Genomic DNA, 15,895 nt, shown 5'->3' with positions numbered 1-15,895 from the left:
AACGAGTTAAATATTATGGAAAAACATTTACTTAATAAAGATTGCGCTAAAACTTGCCTAAACACGGTACTAATAATCGCAATTATTGGTTTAATCGGTATCTCTTTGAATGCCGACGGCCAAAACCGACCTAACTACCGGGCTCCGCAAGACACCGTGAAATTAAGACGCGCACCGGACGCGGCTTTAACCGTGTATAAACGTTATCAGCAACCCTATCAAGCAGATTCTCGGATGGTTGGCGCCGCTGTTAAAGCAGCCGAACTGTTGTCAGATACTACAAAATATAATGCCCAACAAGGTATTCTGCTGGAAAACTTGTTCAGCGAGGAAGATCTTGCATATTTTGCCAAACAAAAAGTAAATGGTGTAGTTGCTTTATTTGAATTAGTCAATAGTTACCTGCCCCACGGTAAAATTATCATTTTCCATACTGACAAAGAATCGAACGTTTTTTCGGCGCAGAACCCACTGGTGTTGAAAAACCTTCGCGCTATAATAGGTTCAAAACCGGCTACGCTAGCAAATGACTTACCACAATGGAAGGAGAATGTTTACCAGGCATATATGGCTCGCGACTACGGTACCAAGCTTAATAATACCATCACTATTACTTCGGCGACCCGTGAAATGCGGGAAACGCCTGACTTGCAAATTACGGACTTTGACGGCAGCACTCTTAAAATTGGGAAATTATTGTCGCGAGCGCAAGGTACTTCTAACGATAAAGCAAAAGCAGAAAAACTTGCCGTTGAGGAATTTAGGGCCCGTACTTATCCAAGCGATCAAATTTCAAAGGAAACAGCCAACACTAATTATAGACAGGCACTCTTCGAACTTATGCGTCTGCAGGAAGAAGATATCAAAAACCACCCGCAAAGTATCAAATTAATAGCTGATCTGACGAATGATTTGAGCAAAGGGCAAGAAAGTCTGGTTATTAAAGGTTTAAAAAACAGCTTGTTTTTTGACACAAATGTACCGGGAAATCTAGGACCTGTGTTACTAACAGAAAATCAGGTAATTAATCCGGATCAGCTAAAACAAAATGCTGCTGATAAAGCCATGGAACTAATGATGCTTACGGCGTTACATTATGGCGAGCGGGATGCTATAAAATTATTCCGCTATTTATTGCAAGGCAAAGGACAAGTTGTTGCAGCAGACACCAAAGGGTTTACCCCCAAACGTTTAAATGAATTAACTGACCATGGGACTGAAAAATTAAAATCGTTAGGTTATGGAAAAAATAAAACGGTTTCCATGACATTTGCAGACCTTGTTTTGGTGGCAGTTTCGGCGCCGGAAGCGCCGGTCATTATAACTCCGAAAGTTTATTTGACATTGAATCAATTGTCCAATCGCCAGGTGGGTGAAAATATAGTTAATTATTATAATACGGTAAATGTACAACAATCAACCAATGTGCTTTTATTTAACCCAAGGATCAGCGTCGGAAGCCGGCATACTGAATACCGGGCATCTTTTGATGCGGTTGATTTTGTGCCGGAAATTTTAAATGGTTTAGCCATTGATCAAAAAGGTTCCCGCGTAGCTGAAAACGGCGTGGAAATTAGACTTGCATCAGATATTTATTTTTCCAACACGGCCAAAATGTTGAAAAGAGGGCTAAAACCATTTTTTTTTCCGCAATTTGGTGTCATTCTGGGACTAGGTAACCGGAGTGTCGGTTATGATAACAGCACTACTCCGGGACCGCTGGGTGCTGTTCCGCAATTTAAAAACACCTACATCACTTGGGGTGGCCATGCGGGACTGAACGTTAGTGCTTTTTTATTGAGTGTTGATGCAACCTATATCACAACCCCTAAAAACAACGAGGAACCTAACATTCGATTTTTTGATTTATCGCAAGGTATGACTTACTATCGTTATTCATTGCTTATCCACCTCATCGATTTTGGTCTTGGAAAAACAGAGCAAGGTAAGGGTTCACACTTTATTTTAGACGCGGAGTATGCGGGCGAAACTAACAATACCGGCATAGGAAATAGAACGATAACGAAAAATGGTAGTGGACAAATAGGCAACAGTCAGTGGTCGAGGGATTATATGAGAGCTCACCCTAACGGTGTCTATAGTTTACAGGAAGCTACTCAAATGCTTATTAATGGCGACGTTAAAGCAAATTATGCCTCAAGCAGTTATGGTGCTTTACATATCGGCCTGAGAAAGTCTGATTTCCTTTTGAAAGCGACGGGTGGTCTTTACAATTTATATACGGTTACCGGGAAGAATTTGATTAACGGTCAACTTTTTAAAAACACAATTAATGGCAATTTCTTTGGCGGGATATCACTGACGTATAATCTCGGTTCAAGCATCTTGACTGCTACTCATAAGAAAACTGAATCTTATCAAATCAAAAATAACGTGGAATCTCCGCATAAAGTTGACGAGTCGTCGAGCGAGGAAAAATCGGGTGTGAGTGTAAGAGACCGTGCTATTTTTACCAACAAAAAGTCAAGAGCAAAAATGAGTACGAACTTAAACTAATAGGTAAACGATTAACTAATAGGAATTCATTAAGGCGAAAGGTTTACAAGCCAGGACTGGTGTTTGTAAATCTTTTCGCATTATACCCCAGCTCAATGATATCGACAGCCACACTTAGTCGCATTACTAATTAAGGACTTAAAGGGCGCACAAGTTCAAAACAGTTCCTAAAGGGAAAGTATTATAATACTTCTATTTCGTTTTACTGAAAATGGAAACAGCTGTTGACATTTGTTGTCCAAATTACCGACTCCACAAATATTAGAGGTAAAATTGTTCGGCATTGCACCGTTCAGTTGGTTACATTCCTTCAATATTTTGACGCAAGTCATTGAAAATACACCGTTTGCTGGTGCTTGGCCTAGATTTTTTCATTATATGATTAAAAATAATGTTTCTAAATAGACCATTTTGTAATTCCGTAGCAATCTGCAATCATTGGGCACCATAATTAATAAACCTACTAATTTAGGAGCTGCTAAAATGCCGGTCAGGAGCAATTACCGGTATCCTGCAGCTTGTAGTGTAAATAATTCCGCATAACGTCCATTGTTGAGCAATAATTCATTATGGCTTCCGATCTCTAATATCTCTCCTTTTTCCAAGACCATGATTCGATCAGCCATGCGAACGGTGCTGAATCTGTGGGAAATAATGACTGCCGTTTTTTGATTCGCGGCCTCTGAGAATCGCTGGAAAACTTCCGCCTCTGACCTGGCGTCTAAAGCAGCGGTAGGTTCGTCTAAAATTACTATTTGGGCATTGCGCATATAAGCTCTTGCTAAAGCGATCTTTTGCCACTCACCACCGGATAATTCAATTCCATTCTTAAAATTAAGCCCTAACGTTTGTTGATACTTCCCAGGCAGTTTGTCGATAATACTATGTGCAAGGCTTTGTTTGGCGGACTGAATGATTAATTTTTCATTTTCGATTTCCGCCAAATTTCCAACCGCGATATTTTCAGCAGCAGTAAGCTGATAGCGTAGAAAATCTTGGAAAATAATTCCCATGTGTAAACGAATATCATCTATATCATATTCTTTTAAATCAAATCCATCCAACAGTATACGTCCTTCGGTAGGGTCATATAACCGGACTAGGAGCTTTACTAAAGTAGTCTTGCCGGCTCCATTTTCGCCGACTAGCGCTAACTTCTCACCTGGTCGCAGCGTAAAATTGAGATTACGGTTGGCCCAACGCCCGGAATTTAAGTATTGAAATCCGACATTTTCAAAACAAAATCCTGTTTTCATCGGATTCGGAAAAGGGCGCGCATTAACCGGAAATCCGATTGTTGGCTTAATTTCAAAAAAGTTAAAAAAATCCTGGAGGTAAATCGCCCCCTGAGCAATGGTGCTAAATCGCTTAGCAATGTTTTGAGACAAGGTGCCTAATTGTCTAATAGTTCCTAACAAAAATGTTAATCCACCCAAGGTGAGCCGTCCGCTTAGAACTTGTTTTATGATATAAACAAAAGATATGTAAAAACCGACAGCTCCGGGTATATTTAGCAACGCTCCTAAAACAGACCGGTCAATTCCAAGTTTCCGTTTGGCTTTATAAAACCTTACGGATATTGTGCGGAAACGTTCAATAAAGAACCCAGCGAGATTATATAATCGAACCTCCTTTGCCGTTGCGTCGCTACTTCCAATGAAACTGAGATAATCTAATTCTCTACGTCCATGTGTCTGACTGCGAATAAGGGAATAATTTTTTGAGTTAAAATAAGCCTCCCCCAAAAAGGACGGTAAAATGGAAATTGACAAAATCAGGATAAGCCAAGGATTAAAGGCAATTAAAATCGTTACATACGAAAGCAAAGTAATGACATCCTGGATTTGACTGAAAATTAGCGATAAAAGCGTAGCCCTGCCAAAACTTTGTTGACGAGCTCTCTCAAGCTTATCATAAAATGCTGAATTTTCAAAATGAATAAGATCTAAAGTTGCTGCATGAGACATAATCATCATACTCGTACGATTAGTGAGCAGCTCGGCCAACAGATCTTCTATTAGCGTGGTCAGCTTACTCAATATAGTAATGCAGATTATTAAAGAAAACTCAACGACAACCAACTTCCATAATGTGCTTTGGGGGAGCGAACTATCGTGAGTTATCAAAACTACTTGATCGATAATACGCTTACCAATCTGAAGAATAATCAACGGTAAAATTGATTGCACGAGGCGTATGATTCCATCCGCAAACGTCAACCACCCATTTGTTGCCCATATTAATTGGAAAAATCGGGGTAAATTTCGATAGGCGAGCAACCTATCCTTCATAGTTAACCTTTCCGTCTTTTTTAGAGGATCGCCTTCAGATTTAAACACATTGTTCCATATATTCTTAATCATGTACTATCAATGGATTAATAATTTAAGTAACTGGTTATTTATTAATAATGCCGGTGATTAAATGAAAGAATTAAACGCCACCCTTATTTAAATGATGCTGTATTATTTTTGCAAAATCGGTCGCATGTATTGGATCAAAAATTTCAGAATGTTCACCTTCCACTTCATAAATTTCTACTGTACTAGCATGTTGTTTCCAGCTATCTTTCACCCTTTTATCTAGGGAAATCTTTTTGTAGCGAATGTTATTACTTTTATCGAGAAAGTAATAATGTTCTTTGGCATAAAACACTAAAAGGTTTCCATTGTAAGGCGTGATTTGATAAGTCTGAGCTGCTCTTTTATACTTCCTGGATATTTCATCGAATGTTTCCAATATAACTTCTTGCGGGGCGTGGTCTTTGTTGCTTCGCATTTTTGTTTTTAAATAATTGGCATTTCTTATCCGGTAATTAATCGCTTGCCTAGTATGTTTACTCCAGAGAAAAAATTGAAATCCGGTAGCAGTAAATATTTTCAGAATTTCTTTTTTTGCTATAGCAGGTATATGGTATAAATTTTTCAAGGTGCTTCGGCTATATTTTTGTTCGAGTTGAAGCACCGTATCCAATATGGCCAGCAATATTACTTCTTTTCCCATTTGCCTGAGCTGTTTCGCCATTTCAAAAGCAATGATTCCCCCAACACAATGTCCGGAAAGCGCATACGGACCGTTAGGGTTTTGAATCAATATTTCAGCGATATATTTTGTGGCAATTTCTTCAATGGTAATCGGAAAGTCATTCAGTTCGTCCAGTTCCGGTTGTTGCAAGCCATAAACGGGTTGTTGTTGGTCTAATAAATTGACAAACTGCTTAAAAGTATATATCGTCCCCCCCGTGCCACAGACAATATAGAGTGGACGTTTATTCCCCGTGCGTTTTATAGGAATAAGCGATTTAAACACAGTTGTAGCTATATTCTTATTTTGGGAGTTAAGTTTTTCAGCCAGGGTTTCAATGGTTGGATAGTCAAATATATCACTGATGGGCAGTTCGGTCTGCAGGGATTTACGAATAGCTGAGATTAGGCGTACAGCTAGTAGTGAATGCCCCCCCAATTCAAAAAAGTCATCATATATTCCTATTTGTTCTGTCTCCAGGATTTCTTGCCAGATAATGGCTAGTCTTTGCTCTGTTTCGTTACGCGGAGCCGTATAACCGGTAGTTGTTTCGTTGGATTCTTGCACCATAGCTAAGACTTTCTTATCTATTTTGCCGTTAGTCATTAAAGGAAAACTGGTCAACTCAATCAACTTCGAGGGTACCATGTAATCTGGCAGTACTGTTTTTAAATAAGTTAACAAGGTTTCCCGCTTAAAAGTATCCGTAGGAATGATGTAGCTTGCCAATTGCTTATTGCCTTGTTTATCATCTACAGTAAGTACTACCGCCTGCGCTACGTGCCCGCTTTGTACTATTGCTCGCTCAAGTTCACCGGGCTCTACCCGATACCCCCGAATCTTTACCTGGTCGTCCACACGACCTATAAATACTATATTTCCGTCGGCCTGATAACTGACCAGGTCGCCCGTGCTGTATAATACCGGGCTGTCTGCCTGAAGGTACGGATTAGGAATAAACTTCTCGTAAGTTAAATCACTGTTATTGACGTACCCTCGTGACACGCCCTGACCGCCTATATATAGCTGGCCGGAAACGCCTATGGGGCATAATGCCAACTCTTTGCTCAACACATAAACCCGGGTATTGCCAAAGGGTTTGCCAATGGGGATAACTCTATTATAATCGCCGTCTGAACTTAGCTCATGCAGTAGTTTTCCGATAGTGGTCTCCGTAGGTCCATAGTGATTGACTATCCTGCAGCTGGAGCTTGACAGATCGATACCAGCTACCATAGCCGCTGGTAAGCTTTCTCCGCCAAAAATCAGTAATCGAGCAGGTAATAACATTTGCTCCTCCGACTGCAATGCCTTCCAATGGGATGGAACGATCTTTAAACAATCAATCGTATGTACCTTAAAATAGCTATGTAACGCCGCTATATCACTTACCGTCTGCTTGGAAAACAAGTGTAAACATCCGCCCAGCAGCAGGGAACCGTAAAGCACCGTATTGCCCAGGTCGGTGGCTATCGTAGAGACCAGCGCAAACGACTGGCATGATGCTAAATTTATACGCTCATTTAACCCATACACATAATCAATTAAATTACCGTGTTCGATCATCACTCCTTTGGGTCTGCCTGTAGAACCGGAGGTATAGATCACATAGGCAAGATCAGACGGGGAAATCACAGCCGGCAGATTAGCTACCGGTTGCTGATTGAGTACTTCCAGGTCGCCTCCGTCTAATTCAATGACCGACAGGCCGGTCGTAGTTGACACTTTCGAGCGGTGCGCTTTGCCAAGCATAAGCTGCGTTGCCCCGCAGTCAGCCACCATGTAATCGATACGATCTTGTGGAAATTCCGTATCTATAGGAACATAAGCACAGCCCGCTTTTAGAATCCCTAATATACCAATGATCATTTCTGGACTACGATCTATCAATAACGGTATCAGTTGCCCTGGTGCTATCCCTTTACGCTTAAGGTAATAAGCGAGTTGATTAGATCGCTCGTTAAGCATTTGGTAGGTAAACTGCCGCTCTTCAAATACTAATGCTGTCGCGTCCGGCCTACCCGCTGCTTGCTCTTCAAATAACGATACCACGTTTTTATCCTGCGGATAACCGGCCTTACTGGTATTAAATCCATTCAGCAGTAGGTCTTCCTCTTTCTTATTCATCATTGACAACTGGCCAACAGCTTGTTGTGGCTGTTTTACAATGGATTGCAAAAGCGCTGTAAAATGACGGATCATCCGCTCAATGGATTCCACCTTATATAGATCGGTGCTATACTGGACCGTGCCCTGAAGCCCCTGACTGGTTTCGCTAATAAAAAACGTCAGATCAAATTTGACCAGCGTCTGCTCATAAGCTTCGCCTGATAAGATTAAATCCCCCAGCGCTAACTGAGGTGTATCCGGTGTGTTTTGTAGCACCAGCATCACTTGAAAAAGTGGGCTCCGATTCGAATCCCGCTCTTTTACAACGGTCTCTACGACTTTTTCAAAAGGAACATCCTGATGACTGTAAGCTTCCAGCGTAGTCGCTTTTACCGCTTGCAGTAAACCGGTAAAGCTCAGCTCGCCCGCTACCTGGGTCCGAAGAGCCAGCGTATTGACAAAAAAACCAATTAGCTTTTCGAGCTCCTGCTGAGGACGACCGGCAATAGAGGTCCCCACACAGATATCCTGTTGACCGCTATAGCGGTATAGCAACACGTTAAAGGCCGCCAGCAGCGTCATATAAAGCGTCACTCCCTCTGACTGGCTCAAAGCCTGGATGGCTGTTGACAATTCTTTATCAATACTGAACCTGCATGCGCTTCCACGACTGCTCCCTAGCTGCGGCCGCACATAATCCGACGGAAGTTCCAAAGGCATGGAGCCTTCCAGCTTTCTCCGCCAATAGTCAAGCTTGGTAGCCAGCACCTCCCCCTGCAGATACTCGCGCTGCCAAACTGAATAATCGGTGTATTGTAAGGGCAGCGGAGCTAGCGGCGAGGCCTCTCCTGCTGTAAAGGAGCGGTACAGCGCCGCTACTTCTTGCACAAGTATTGGCATCGACCAAGCGTCGGAGGCAATATGGTGCATCGTCACTACCAGCACATGTTCCTGTGTAGCCAACTGAATCAATTCCGCACGAAACATCGCCGCTGACGTTAAATCGAAGGGAACTTTACTGACTTGCTGGACATAATCCTGAAGCGCTTTTAAATCCTGCTGGTAATTCAACTTTTCGCTCACCTTCATTTCCCAGTCATCGCCCGGGTTAACATACTGGTAAACCCGGCCCTCTTCCTCTCGGTAGACTGTCCGCAATACCTCGTGACGCAACACAATCGTTCGTAGTGCCAACGATAACGAAACTACATCAAGCGCTCCCTTTAACCGCAATACGGCCGTAGTATGGTACTGCACACTCCCCTCCAACTGGTCAATAAACCATAAACGCTCCTGACTGAAGGATAACGGTATCCGGCGTAGAAGTCCTCTATCCAGCTTTTTTACCACATTGCTGAAAGGCTTTAATTTCCAATCTTCATTCCGTAAAAAACTTATAATCGCTTCTTTGTTGCCTTTTATTTCACGCAATAAATCTCCATCAATATCTTGACCCTCAGGTACTTTCAACTGAAGCCGATCATCATTTAAAATGACATCCACTTTCTGCTGTTTCGCAAAGTATAATAACTCTAAAACTTTAATAAACGTTTTCTCCATTCCGTAACCTGTAGTGACTCCTAACCCATTCCTATACCAGCGAGGTGGAGTACAAATATCTTAACAATTATACGTCTAAAACTTTAAAAGATATTGTGTTTTTTTCTTTTGATTCGGCTGAGGATTGTAATTCCCAATACTTACTTAATGCACTAACAGAAGCAAATTGGAATAATAACTGGATTGGAACGGTGACCTGTAATTCCTTTTCAATATATGAAGCTAATCGCATGGCCAAAAGAGAATGTCCTCCCAATTCAAAGAAATTGTCGTTTATACCTACGCGTTCAACACCTAATAGTTTTTGCCAGATGTCAGCCAGCTTTTGCTCCAAGTCGTTGCGTGGCGCCACATAAATTTGCGAATATACTTCACTTGAATTTGGTTCAGGTAAAGCCTTTGGATCCACTTTGCCATTAGAATTAATTGGTATATGATCTATGGTTAACCAGACTGTAGGGATCATATATCTCGGAAGCTTACGCTCGAGGTATAACTCCATATCTTGTCTGTCAAAGGAAAATTCTGGCACCACATAAGCTACCAGTTTTTGATTACCAATATGATCCTCTTTTAAAACAACTACTGCTTGTTTAACCATATCACTTTGTATCAGGACACTTTCGATTTCTCCGAGTTCGATCCTGTAACCGCGAAGTTTGATCTGATTGTCTACTCTACCTAAGTATTCGATATTGCCATCGGGCAGCCAACGGCCCAGATCTCCGGATCTATAAAGTTGGTTTTTGTCATCCTCAACAAATGGATTTGCTGTGAAATTTGCTATCGTAAATTCCGGACGATTTAGATAGCCCCGCCCTACCTGCGCCCCCCCGATATACAATTCACCAGGAATGCCGATTGGAACAATCTGCCTTTCTTTGTCTAAGATATAGATTTTAGTATTTACGATTGGCTTACCAATAGGAGGAACTGCTTTTTCGTTTGATACTTTGTAGTTCGTTGAAACAACCGTATTTTCGGTGGGACCGTAATTATTGACGAATGAATAAGACAACTCCCGAAAATTCAGCCCGGGCAGTTTATCCCCGCCGGTAAGCAGATACTTCAACGAGAGGGGCTTATTCCTAGTGATCGCTACAAAGTCCCTGGCTAAGGCGGTAGGAATAAAGCTATGGGTAATGTTATGATCATGGAACTTAGCCAACAAATCCATACTGATTCTTCGTTGTTCATCGTTGAGAATCAAAATGGATGCGCCGCAACACAGGTACGGCCAGATTTCCCAGCCAAAAGCGTCGAAACTGATTCCGGACATCGCAGTCGCGCAGCTTGATGCAGCCACTTCGTATTCTCGCTTGTGCCATTGCACGAGGTTTAAGAGGTTCCGATGCTCGATCATTACACCCTTAGGCCGGCCGGTCGAGCCAGAGGTATAGATTACATACGCTAATTGCTCAAGCGGGATTAAACTTGTATGATTTTCGATTTGTTCTTCCTTTATTTTGTCAAGGTGCAACTGATCCAAATTAATCACCTGAAGGTCTGCTACACTTCTAAACGTTTGTTTATGGGCGGAGGTGCTAACTACGAAGCCCGAATTGATATCTGCGATCATAAAAAGAATTCGTTCTTGCGGATAAGTAGGATCAATTGGCACATAGGCGCCGCCCGCTTTTAAAATCGCAAGTAGGCCAACAATTAGTTCAGGACTTCGTTCGATGCAAATTGGCACCAATGTTTCTGCTTTAATTCCTTTATTTCTTAAATAAATACTGAGTTGATTTGCACGATTATTTAGTTCCCTGTAGCTCAGGCGCTGTTCACCATATAGGATCGCTGTTGCGTCGGGATTGTTCTCTACTTGTTCTTCAATTAAGTTAATAACATTCGGTTCGTTCGAAAAATCTATTTCCCTGCCATTAAAATCAATTAACAAAGTATTTAATTCGGCGTGGCCAATGATGGGTAATTTACTTATAGGCAGTTCTGGAAAACGGATAATTGAACTTAACAATTCAGTAAAGTGGCTTTGCATCCGGCGAATGGTTTCTTCGGTGAACAATTCAGTGCGGTACTCTATTAACACATTAAGTCCGGACGTGGTAGCTGTGACATTAAAGGTTAAATCAAATTTTGAATCGGAGTGATTATGGCGCTCTACAGCCAACGTTAATTCGCCAAGGTCTACTTGGGGTATATCTGGTGTATTTTGTAATACAAACATGACTTGAAACAACGGATTCTGACTTATATCTCGTTCCTTAACTATCTCTTCCACTACTTTTTCAAAGGGGACGTCCTGGTAATTAAAAGCTTCCAAGGTGCCCACCTTTATATGTTGTAATAAGTCAGAAAATATTATGTTGTCGGGTATCTCAGTTCGTATGGCTAATGTATTTAAAAAGAATCCTATCAAACCTTCTACTTCCGCTATTTGACGGCCGGCGACAGGCGTGCCTACACAAATGTCCGACTGACCAGTATATCTATATAGCATTACCTTAAAAGCAGTAAGCAATGTCATATACAAGGTAGTCCCTTGTTTTGTGCTTAAGGTTTGCACGGCTTCAGACAACTCCCGATCGACCCGGAAACCAAAGAGCGCGCCCTTATGACTTTGAACAACGGGTCGACCGTAATCCGTTGCCAGCTGCAAAGGTTTCAATCCATCTAATTTAGATTTCCAATAAGCTAACTTTTCTTTTAAGAGTGCGCCCTGTAAGTATTCTCGTTGCCAAATCGCATAATCCGCATATTGTAAAGGTAGGGCAGGCAATAGGGAATGTCGGTTGTCTTTATGAGCATGATAGAGTTCGGTTAGTTCACGGATAAGTATTGATCGTGACCAGCCATCAGAAGCGATATGGTGTAGCGTCAGAACTAACACCTGTTCGGTATCGTTTAAGACAATCAAATCGGCCCGAAGCATCGCATCAGTAGAAAGATTAAAAGGCGCCCTAATCAGTCTATCAATAGTGGTTTTCAACCCGATACTGTCAGACTGATATGCTACACCAGCTATGATATTCAATTGCCAATCATCACCTGGGTTTATACATTGGTAAGCCTGCCCGTCTTCTTCGACGATCACTGTACGTAATACCTCATGGCGATGGATGATAGCCTTCATTGCATAAGCCAATGCCTCAATATCAAGTTGGCCATTTAAGCGCATTACTGTTGGTATGTGATAGGCTAAGCTCCCCTCCAACCGGTCAATAAACCATAATCGTTCCTGACTGAATGATAATGGTATCTTTCCGGGTCTTGGCTGACTAATCTCTATTAAAGGAAGACCTGTAGCTATATTCTTATTTTGGGAGTTAAGTTTTTCAGCCAGGGTTTCAATGGTTGGATAGTCAAATATATCACTGATGGGCAGTTCGGTCTGCAGGGATTTACGAATAGCTGAGATTAGGCGTACAGCTAGTAGTGAATGCCCCCCCAATTCAAAAAAGTCATCATATATTCCTATTTGTTCTGTCTCCAGGATTTCTTGCCAGATAATGGCTAGTCTTTGCTCTGTTTCGTTACGCGGAGCCGTATAACCGGTAGTTGTTTCGTTGGATTCTTGCACCATAGCTAAGACTTTCTTATCTATTTTGCCGTTAGTCATTAAAGGAAAACTGGTCAACTCAATCAACTTCGAGGGTACCATGTAATCTGGCAGTACTGTTTTTAAATAAGTTAACAAGGTTTCCCGCTTAAAAGTATCCGTAGGAATGATGTAGCTTGCCAATTGCTTATTGCCTTGTTTATCATCTACAGTAAGTACTACCGCCTGCGCTACGTGCCCGCTTTGTACTATTGCTCGCTCAAGTTCACCGGGCTCTACCCGATACCCCCGAATCTTTACCTGGTCGTCCACACGACCTATAAATACTATATTTCCGTCGGCCTGATAACTGACCAGGTCGCCCGTGCTGTATAATACCGGGCTGTCTGCCTGAAGGTACGGATTAGGAATAAACTTCTCGTAAGTTAAATCACTGTTATTGACGTACCCTCGTGACACGCCCTGACCGCCTATATATAGCTGGCCGGAAACGCCTATGGGGCATAATGCCAACTCTTTGCTCAACACATAAACCCGGGTATTGCCAAAGGGTTTGCCAATGGGGATAACTCTATTATAATCGCCGTCTGAACTTAGCTCATGCAGTAGTTTTCCGATAGTGGTCTCCGTAGGTCCATAGTGATTGACTATCCTGCAGCTGGAGCTTGACAGATCGATACCAGCTACCATAGCCGCTGGTAAGCTTTCTCCGCCAAAAATCAGTAATCGAGCAGGTAATAACATTTGCTCCTCCGACTGCAATGCCTTCCAATGGGATGGAACGATCTTTAAACAATCAATCGTATGTACCTTAAAATAGCTATGTAACGCCGCTATATCACTTACCGTCTGCTTGGAAAACAAGTGTAAACATCCGCCCAGCAGCAGGGAACCGTAAAGCACCGTATTGCCCAGGTCGGTGGCTATCGTAGAGACCAGCGCAAACGACTGGCATGATGCTAAATTTATACGCTCATTTAACCCATACACATAATCAATTAAATTACCGTGTTCGATCATCACTCCTTTGGGTCTGCCTGTAGAACCGGAGGTATAGATCACATAGGCAAGATCAGACGGGGAAATCACAGCCGGCAGATTAGCTACCGGTTGCTGATTGAGTACTTCCAGGTCGCCTCCGTCTAATTCAATGACCGACAGGCCGGTCGTAGTTGACACTTTCGAGCGGTGCGCTTTGCCAAGCATAAGCTGCGTTGCCCCGCAGTCAGCCACCATGTAATCGATACGATCTTGTGGAAATTCCGTATCTATAGGAACATAAGCACAGCCCGCTTTTAGAATCCCTAATATACCAATGATCATTTCTGGACTACGATCTATCAATAACGGTATCAGTTGCCCTGGTGCTATCCCTTTACGCTTAAGGTAATAAGCGAGTTGATTAGATCGCTCGTTAAGCATTTGGTAGGTAAACTGCCGCTCTTCAAATACTAATGCTGTCGCGTCCGGCCTACCCGCTGCTTGCTCTTCAAATAACGATACCACGTTTTTATCCTGCGGATAACCGGCCTTACTGGTATTAAATCCATTCAGCAGTAGGTCTTCCTCTTTCTTATTCATCATTGACAACTGGCCAACAGCTTGTTGTGGCTGTTTTACAATGGATTGCAAAAGCGCTGTAAAATGACGGATCATCCGCTCAATGGATTCCACCTTATATAGATCGGTGCTATACTGGACCGTGCCCTGAAGCCCCTGACTGGTTTCGCTAATAAAAAACGTCAGATCAAATTTGACCAGCGTCTGCTCATAAGCTTCGCCTGATAAGATTAAATCCCCCAGCGCTAACTGAGGTGTATCCGGTGTGTTTTGTAGCACCAGCATCACTTGAAAAAGTGGGCTCCGATTCGAATCCCGCTCTTTTACAACGGTCTCTACGACTTTTTCAAAAGGAACATCCTGATGACTGTAAGCTTCCAGCGTAGTCGCTTTTACCGCTTGCAGTAAACCGGTAAAGCTCAGCTCGCCCGCTACCTGGGTCCGAAGAGCCAGCGTATTGACAAAAAAACCAATTAGCTTTTCGAGCTCCTGCTGAGGACGACCGGCAATAGAGGTCCCCACACAGATATCCTGTTGACCGCTATAGCGGTATAGCAACACGTTAAAGGCCGCCAGCAGCGTCATATAAAGCGTCACTCCCTCTGACTGGCTCAAAGCCTGGATGGCTGTTGACAATTCTTTATCAATACTGAACCTGCATGCGCTTCCACGACTGCTCCCTAGCTGCGGCCGCACATAATCCGACGGAAGTTCCAAAGGCATGGAGCCTTCCAGCTTTCTCCGCCAATAGTCAAGCTTGGTAGCCAGCACCTCCCCCTGCAGATACTCGCGCTGCCAAACTGAATAATCGGTGTATTGTAAGGGCAGCGGAGCTAGCGGCGAGGCCTCTCCTGCTGTAAAGGAGCGGTACAGCGCCGCTACTTCTTGCACAAGTATTGGCATCGACCAAGCGTCGGAGGCAATATGGTGCATCGTCACTACCAGCACATGTTCCTGTGTAGCCAACTGAATCAATTCCGCACGAAACATCGCCGCTGACGTTAAATCGAAGGGAACTTTACTGACTTGCTGGACATAATCCTGAAGCGCTTTTAAATCCTGCTGGTAATTCAACTTTTCGCTCACCTTCATTTCCCAGTCATCGCCCGGGTTAACATACTGGTAAACCCGGCCCTCTTCCTCTCGGTAGACTGTCCGCAATACCTCGTGACGCAACACAATCGTTCGTAGTGCCAACGATAACGAAACTACATCAAGCGCTCCCTTTAACCGCAATACGGCCGTAGTATGGTACTGCACACTCCCCTCCAACTGGTCAATAAACCATAAACGCTCCTGACTGAAGGATAACGGTATATCGGCAGGGCGTATTTGAACTGCCTTTATGATAGGTGGTAATGAACCGTGTTTTTGAATTTTTAAGAAACCACTCAACCCTGCAATTGTAGGGTGGGTAAAGATATTTGTTATAACTAATTGTAGGTTTAATTCCTTACGGATAGCAGCTAAAACCCGCATTACTAGCAACGAATGCCCTCCCAGCTCGAAAAAGTTATCATGGATGCCGACACGATCAACGCCCAGCAGCTCCTGCCATATGGTTGCCAGCTGCGCTTCCAGCTCATTCCGCGGTGCAACATAAGC

4 protein-coding genes are annotated in these 15,895 nt (G+C 42.9%); 1 reads left to right on the top strand and 3 read right to left on the bottom strand.

The features are described 5' to 3' along the window. The first annotated feature begins 15 nt into the window (after positions 1-15). Positions 16-2,517 (top strand): hypothetical protein, encoded by a 2,502-nt coding sequence (locus tag ABIB50_RS25095; RefSeq protein WP_429384435.1) that lies wholly within the window; start codon positions 16-18, stop codon positions 2,515-2,517. A 500-nt stretch (positions 2,518-3,017) separates the two neighbouring features. Here ABIB50_RS25095 and ABIB50_RS25090 read toward each other — a convergent pair whose 3' ends face one another. The 3 genes from ABIB50_RS25090 to ABIB50_RS25080 all read right to left on the bottom strand — a co-directional run bounded on the left by ABIB50_RS25090 (position 3,018) and on the right by ABIB50_RS25080 (position 15,850). Next, positions 3,018-4,880 carry an ABC transporter ATP-binding protein gene (locus ABIB50_RS25090; protein WP_429384434.1) on the bottom strand — a complete coding sequence of 621 codons (1,863 nt, stop codon included), beginning with the start codon at positions 4,878-4,880 and terminating at the stop codon, positions 3,018-3,020. 70 nt (positions 4,881-4,950) lie between these two features. Beyond that, entirely contained in the window at positions 4,951-9,210 is a 4,260-nt protein-coding gene (locus ABIB50_RS25085; protein ID WP_429384432.1) for an amino acid adenylation domain-containing protein, read from the bottom strand. A 67-nt stretch (positions 9,211-9,277) separates the two neighbouring features. After that, entirely contained in the window at positions 9,278-15,850 is a 6,573-nt protein-coding gene (locus ABIB50_RS25080; RefSeq protein ID WP_429384598.1) for an amino acid adenylation domain-containing protein, read from the bottom strand. Positions 15,851-15,895: the final 45 nt, after the last annotated feature.

Source organism: Mucilaginibacter sp. UYCu711 (assembly GCF_050433825.1).
Lineage (GTDB): Bacteria > Bacteroidota > Bacteroidia > Sphingobacteriales > Sphingobacteriaceae > Mucilaginibacter.
This window is presented reverse-complemented; position numbering and strand designations above follow the sequence as displayed.

Coding starts and splice junctions, on each gene's coding strand:
- ABIB50_RS25095 (WP_429384435.1), top strand. CDS start 16: ATGGAAAAACATTTACTTAATAAAGATTGCGCTAAAACTTGCCTAAAC.
- ABIB50_RS25090 (WP_429384434.1), bottom strand. CDS start 4,880: ATGATTAAGAATATATGGAACAATGTGTTTAAATCTGAAGGCGATCCT.
- ABIB50_RS25085 (WP_429384432.1), bottom strand. CDS start 9,210: ATGGAGAAAACGTTTATTAAAGTTTTAGAGTTATTATACTTTGCGAAA.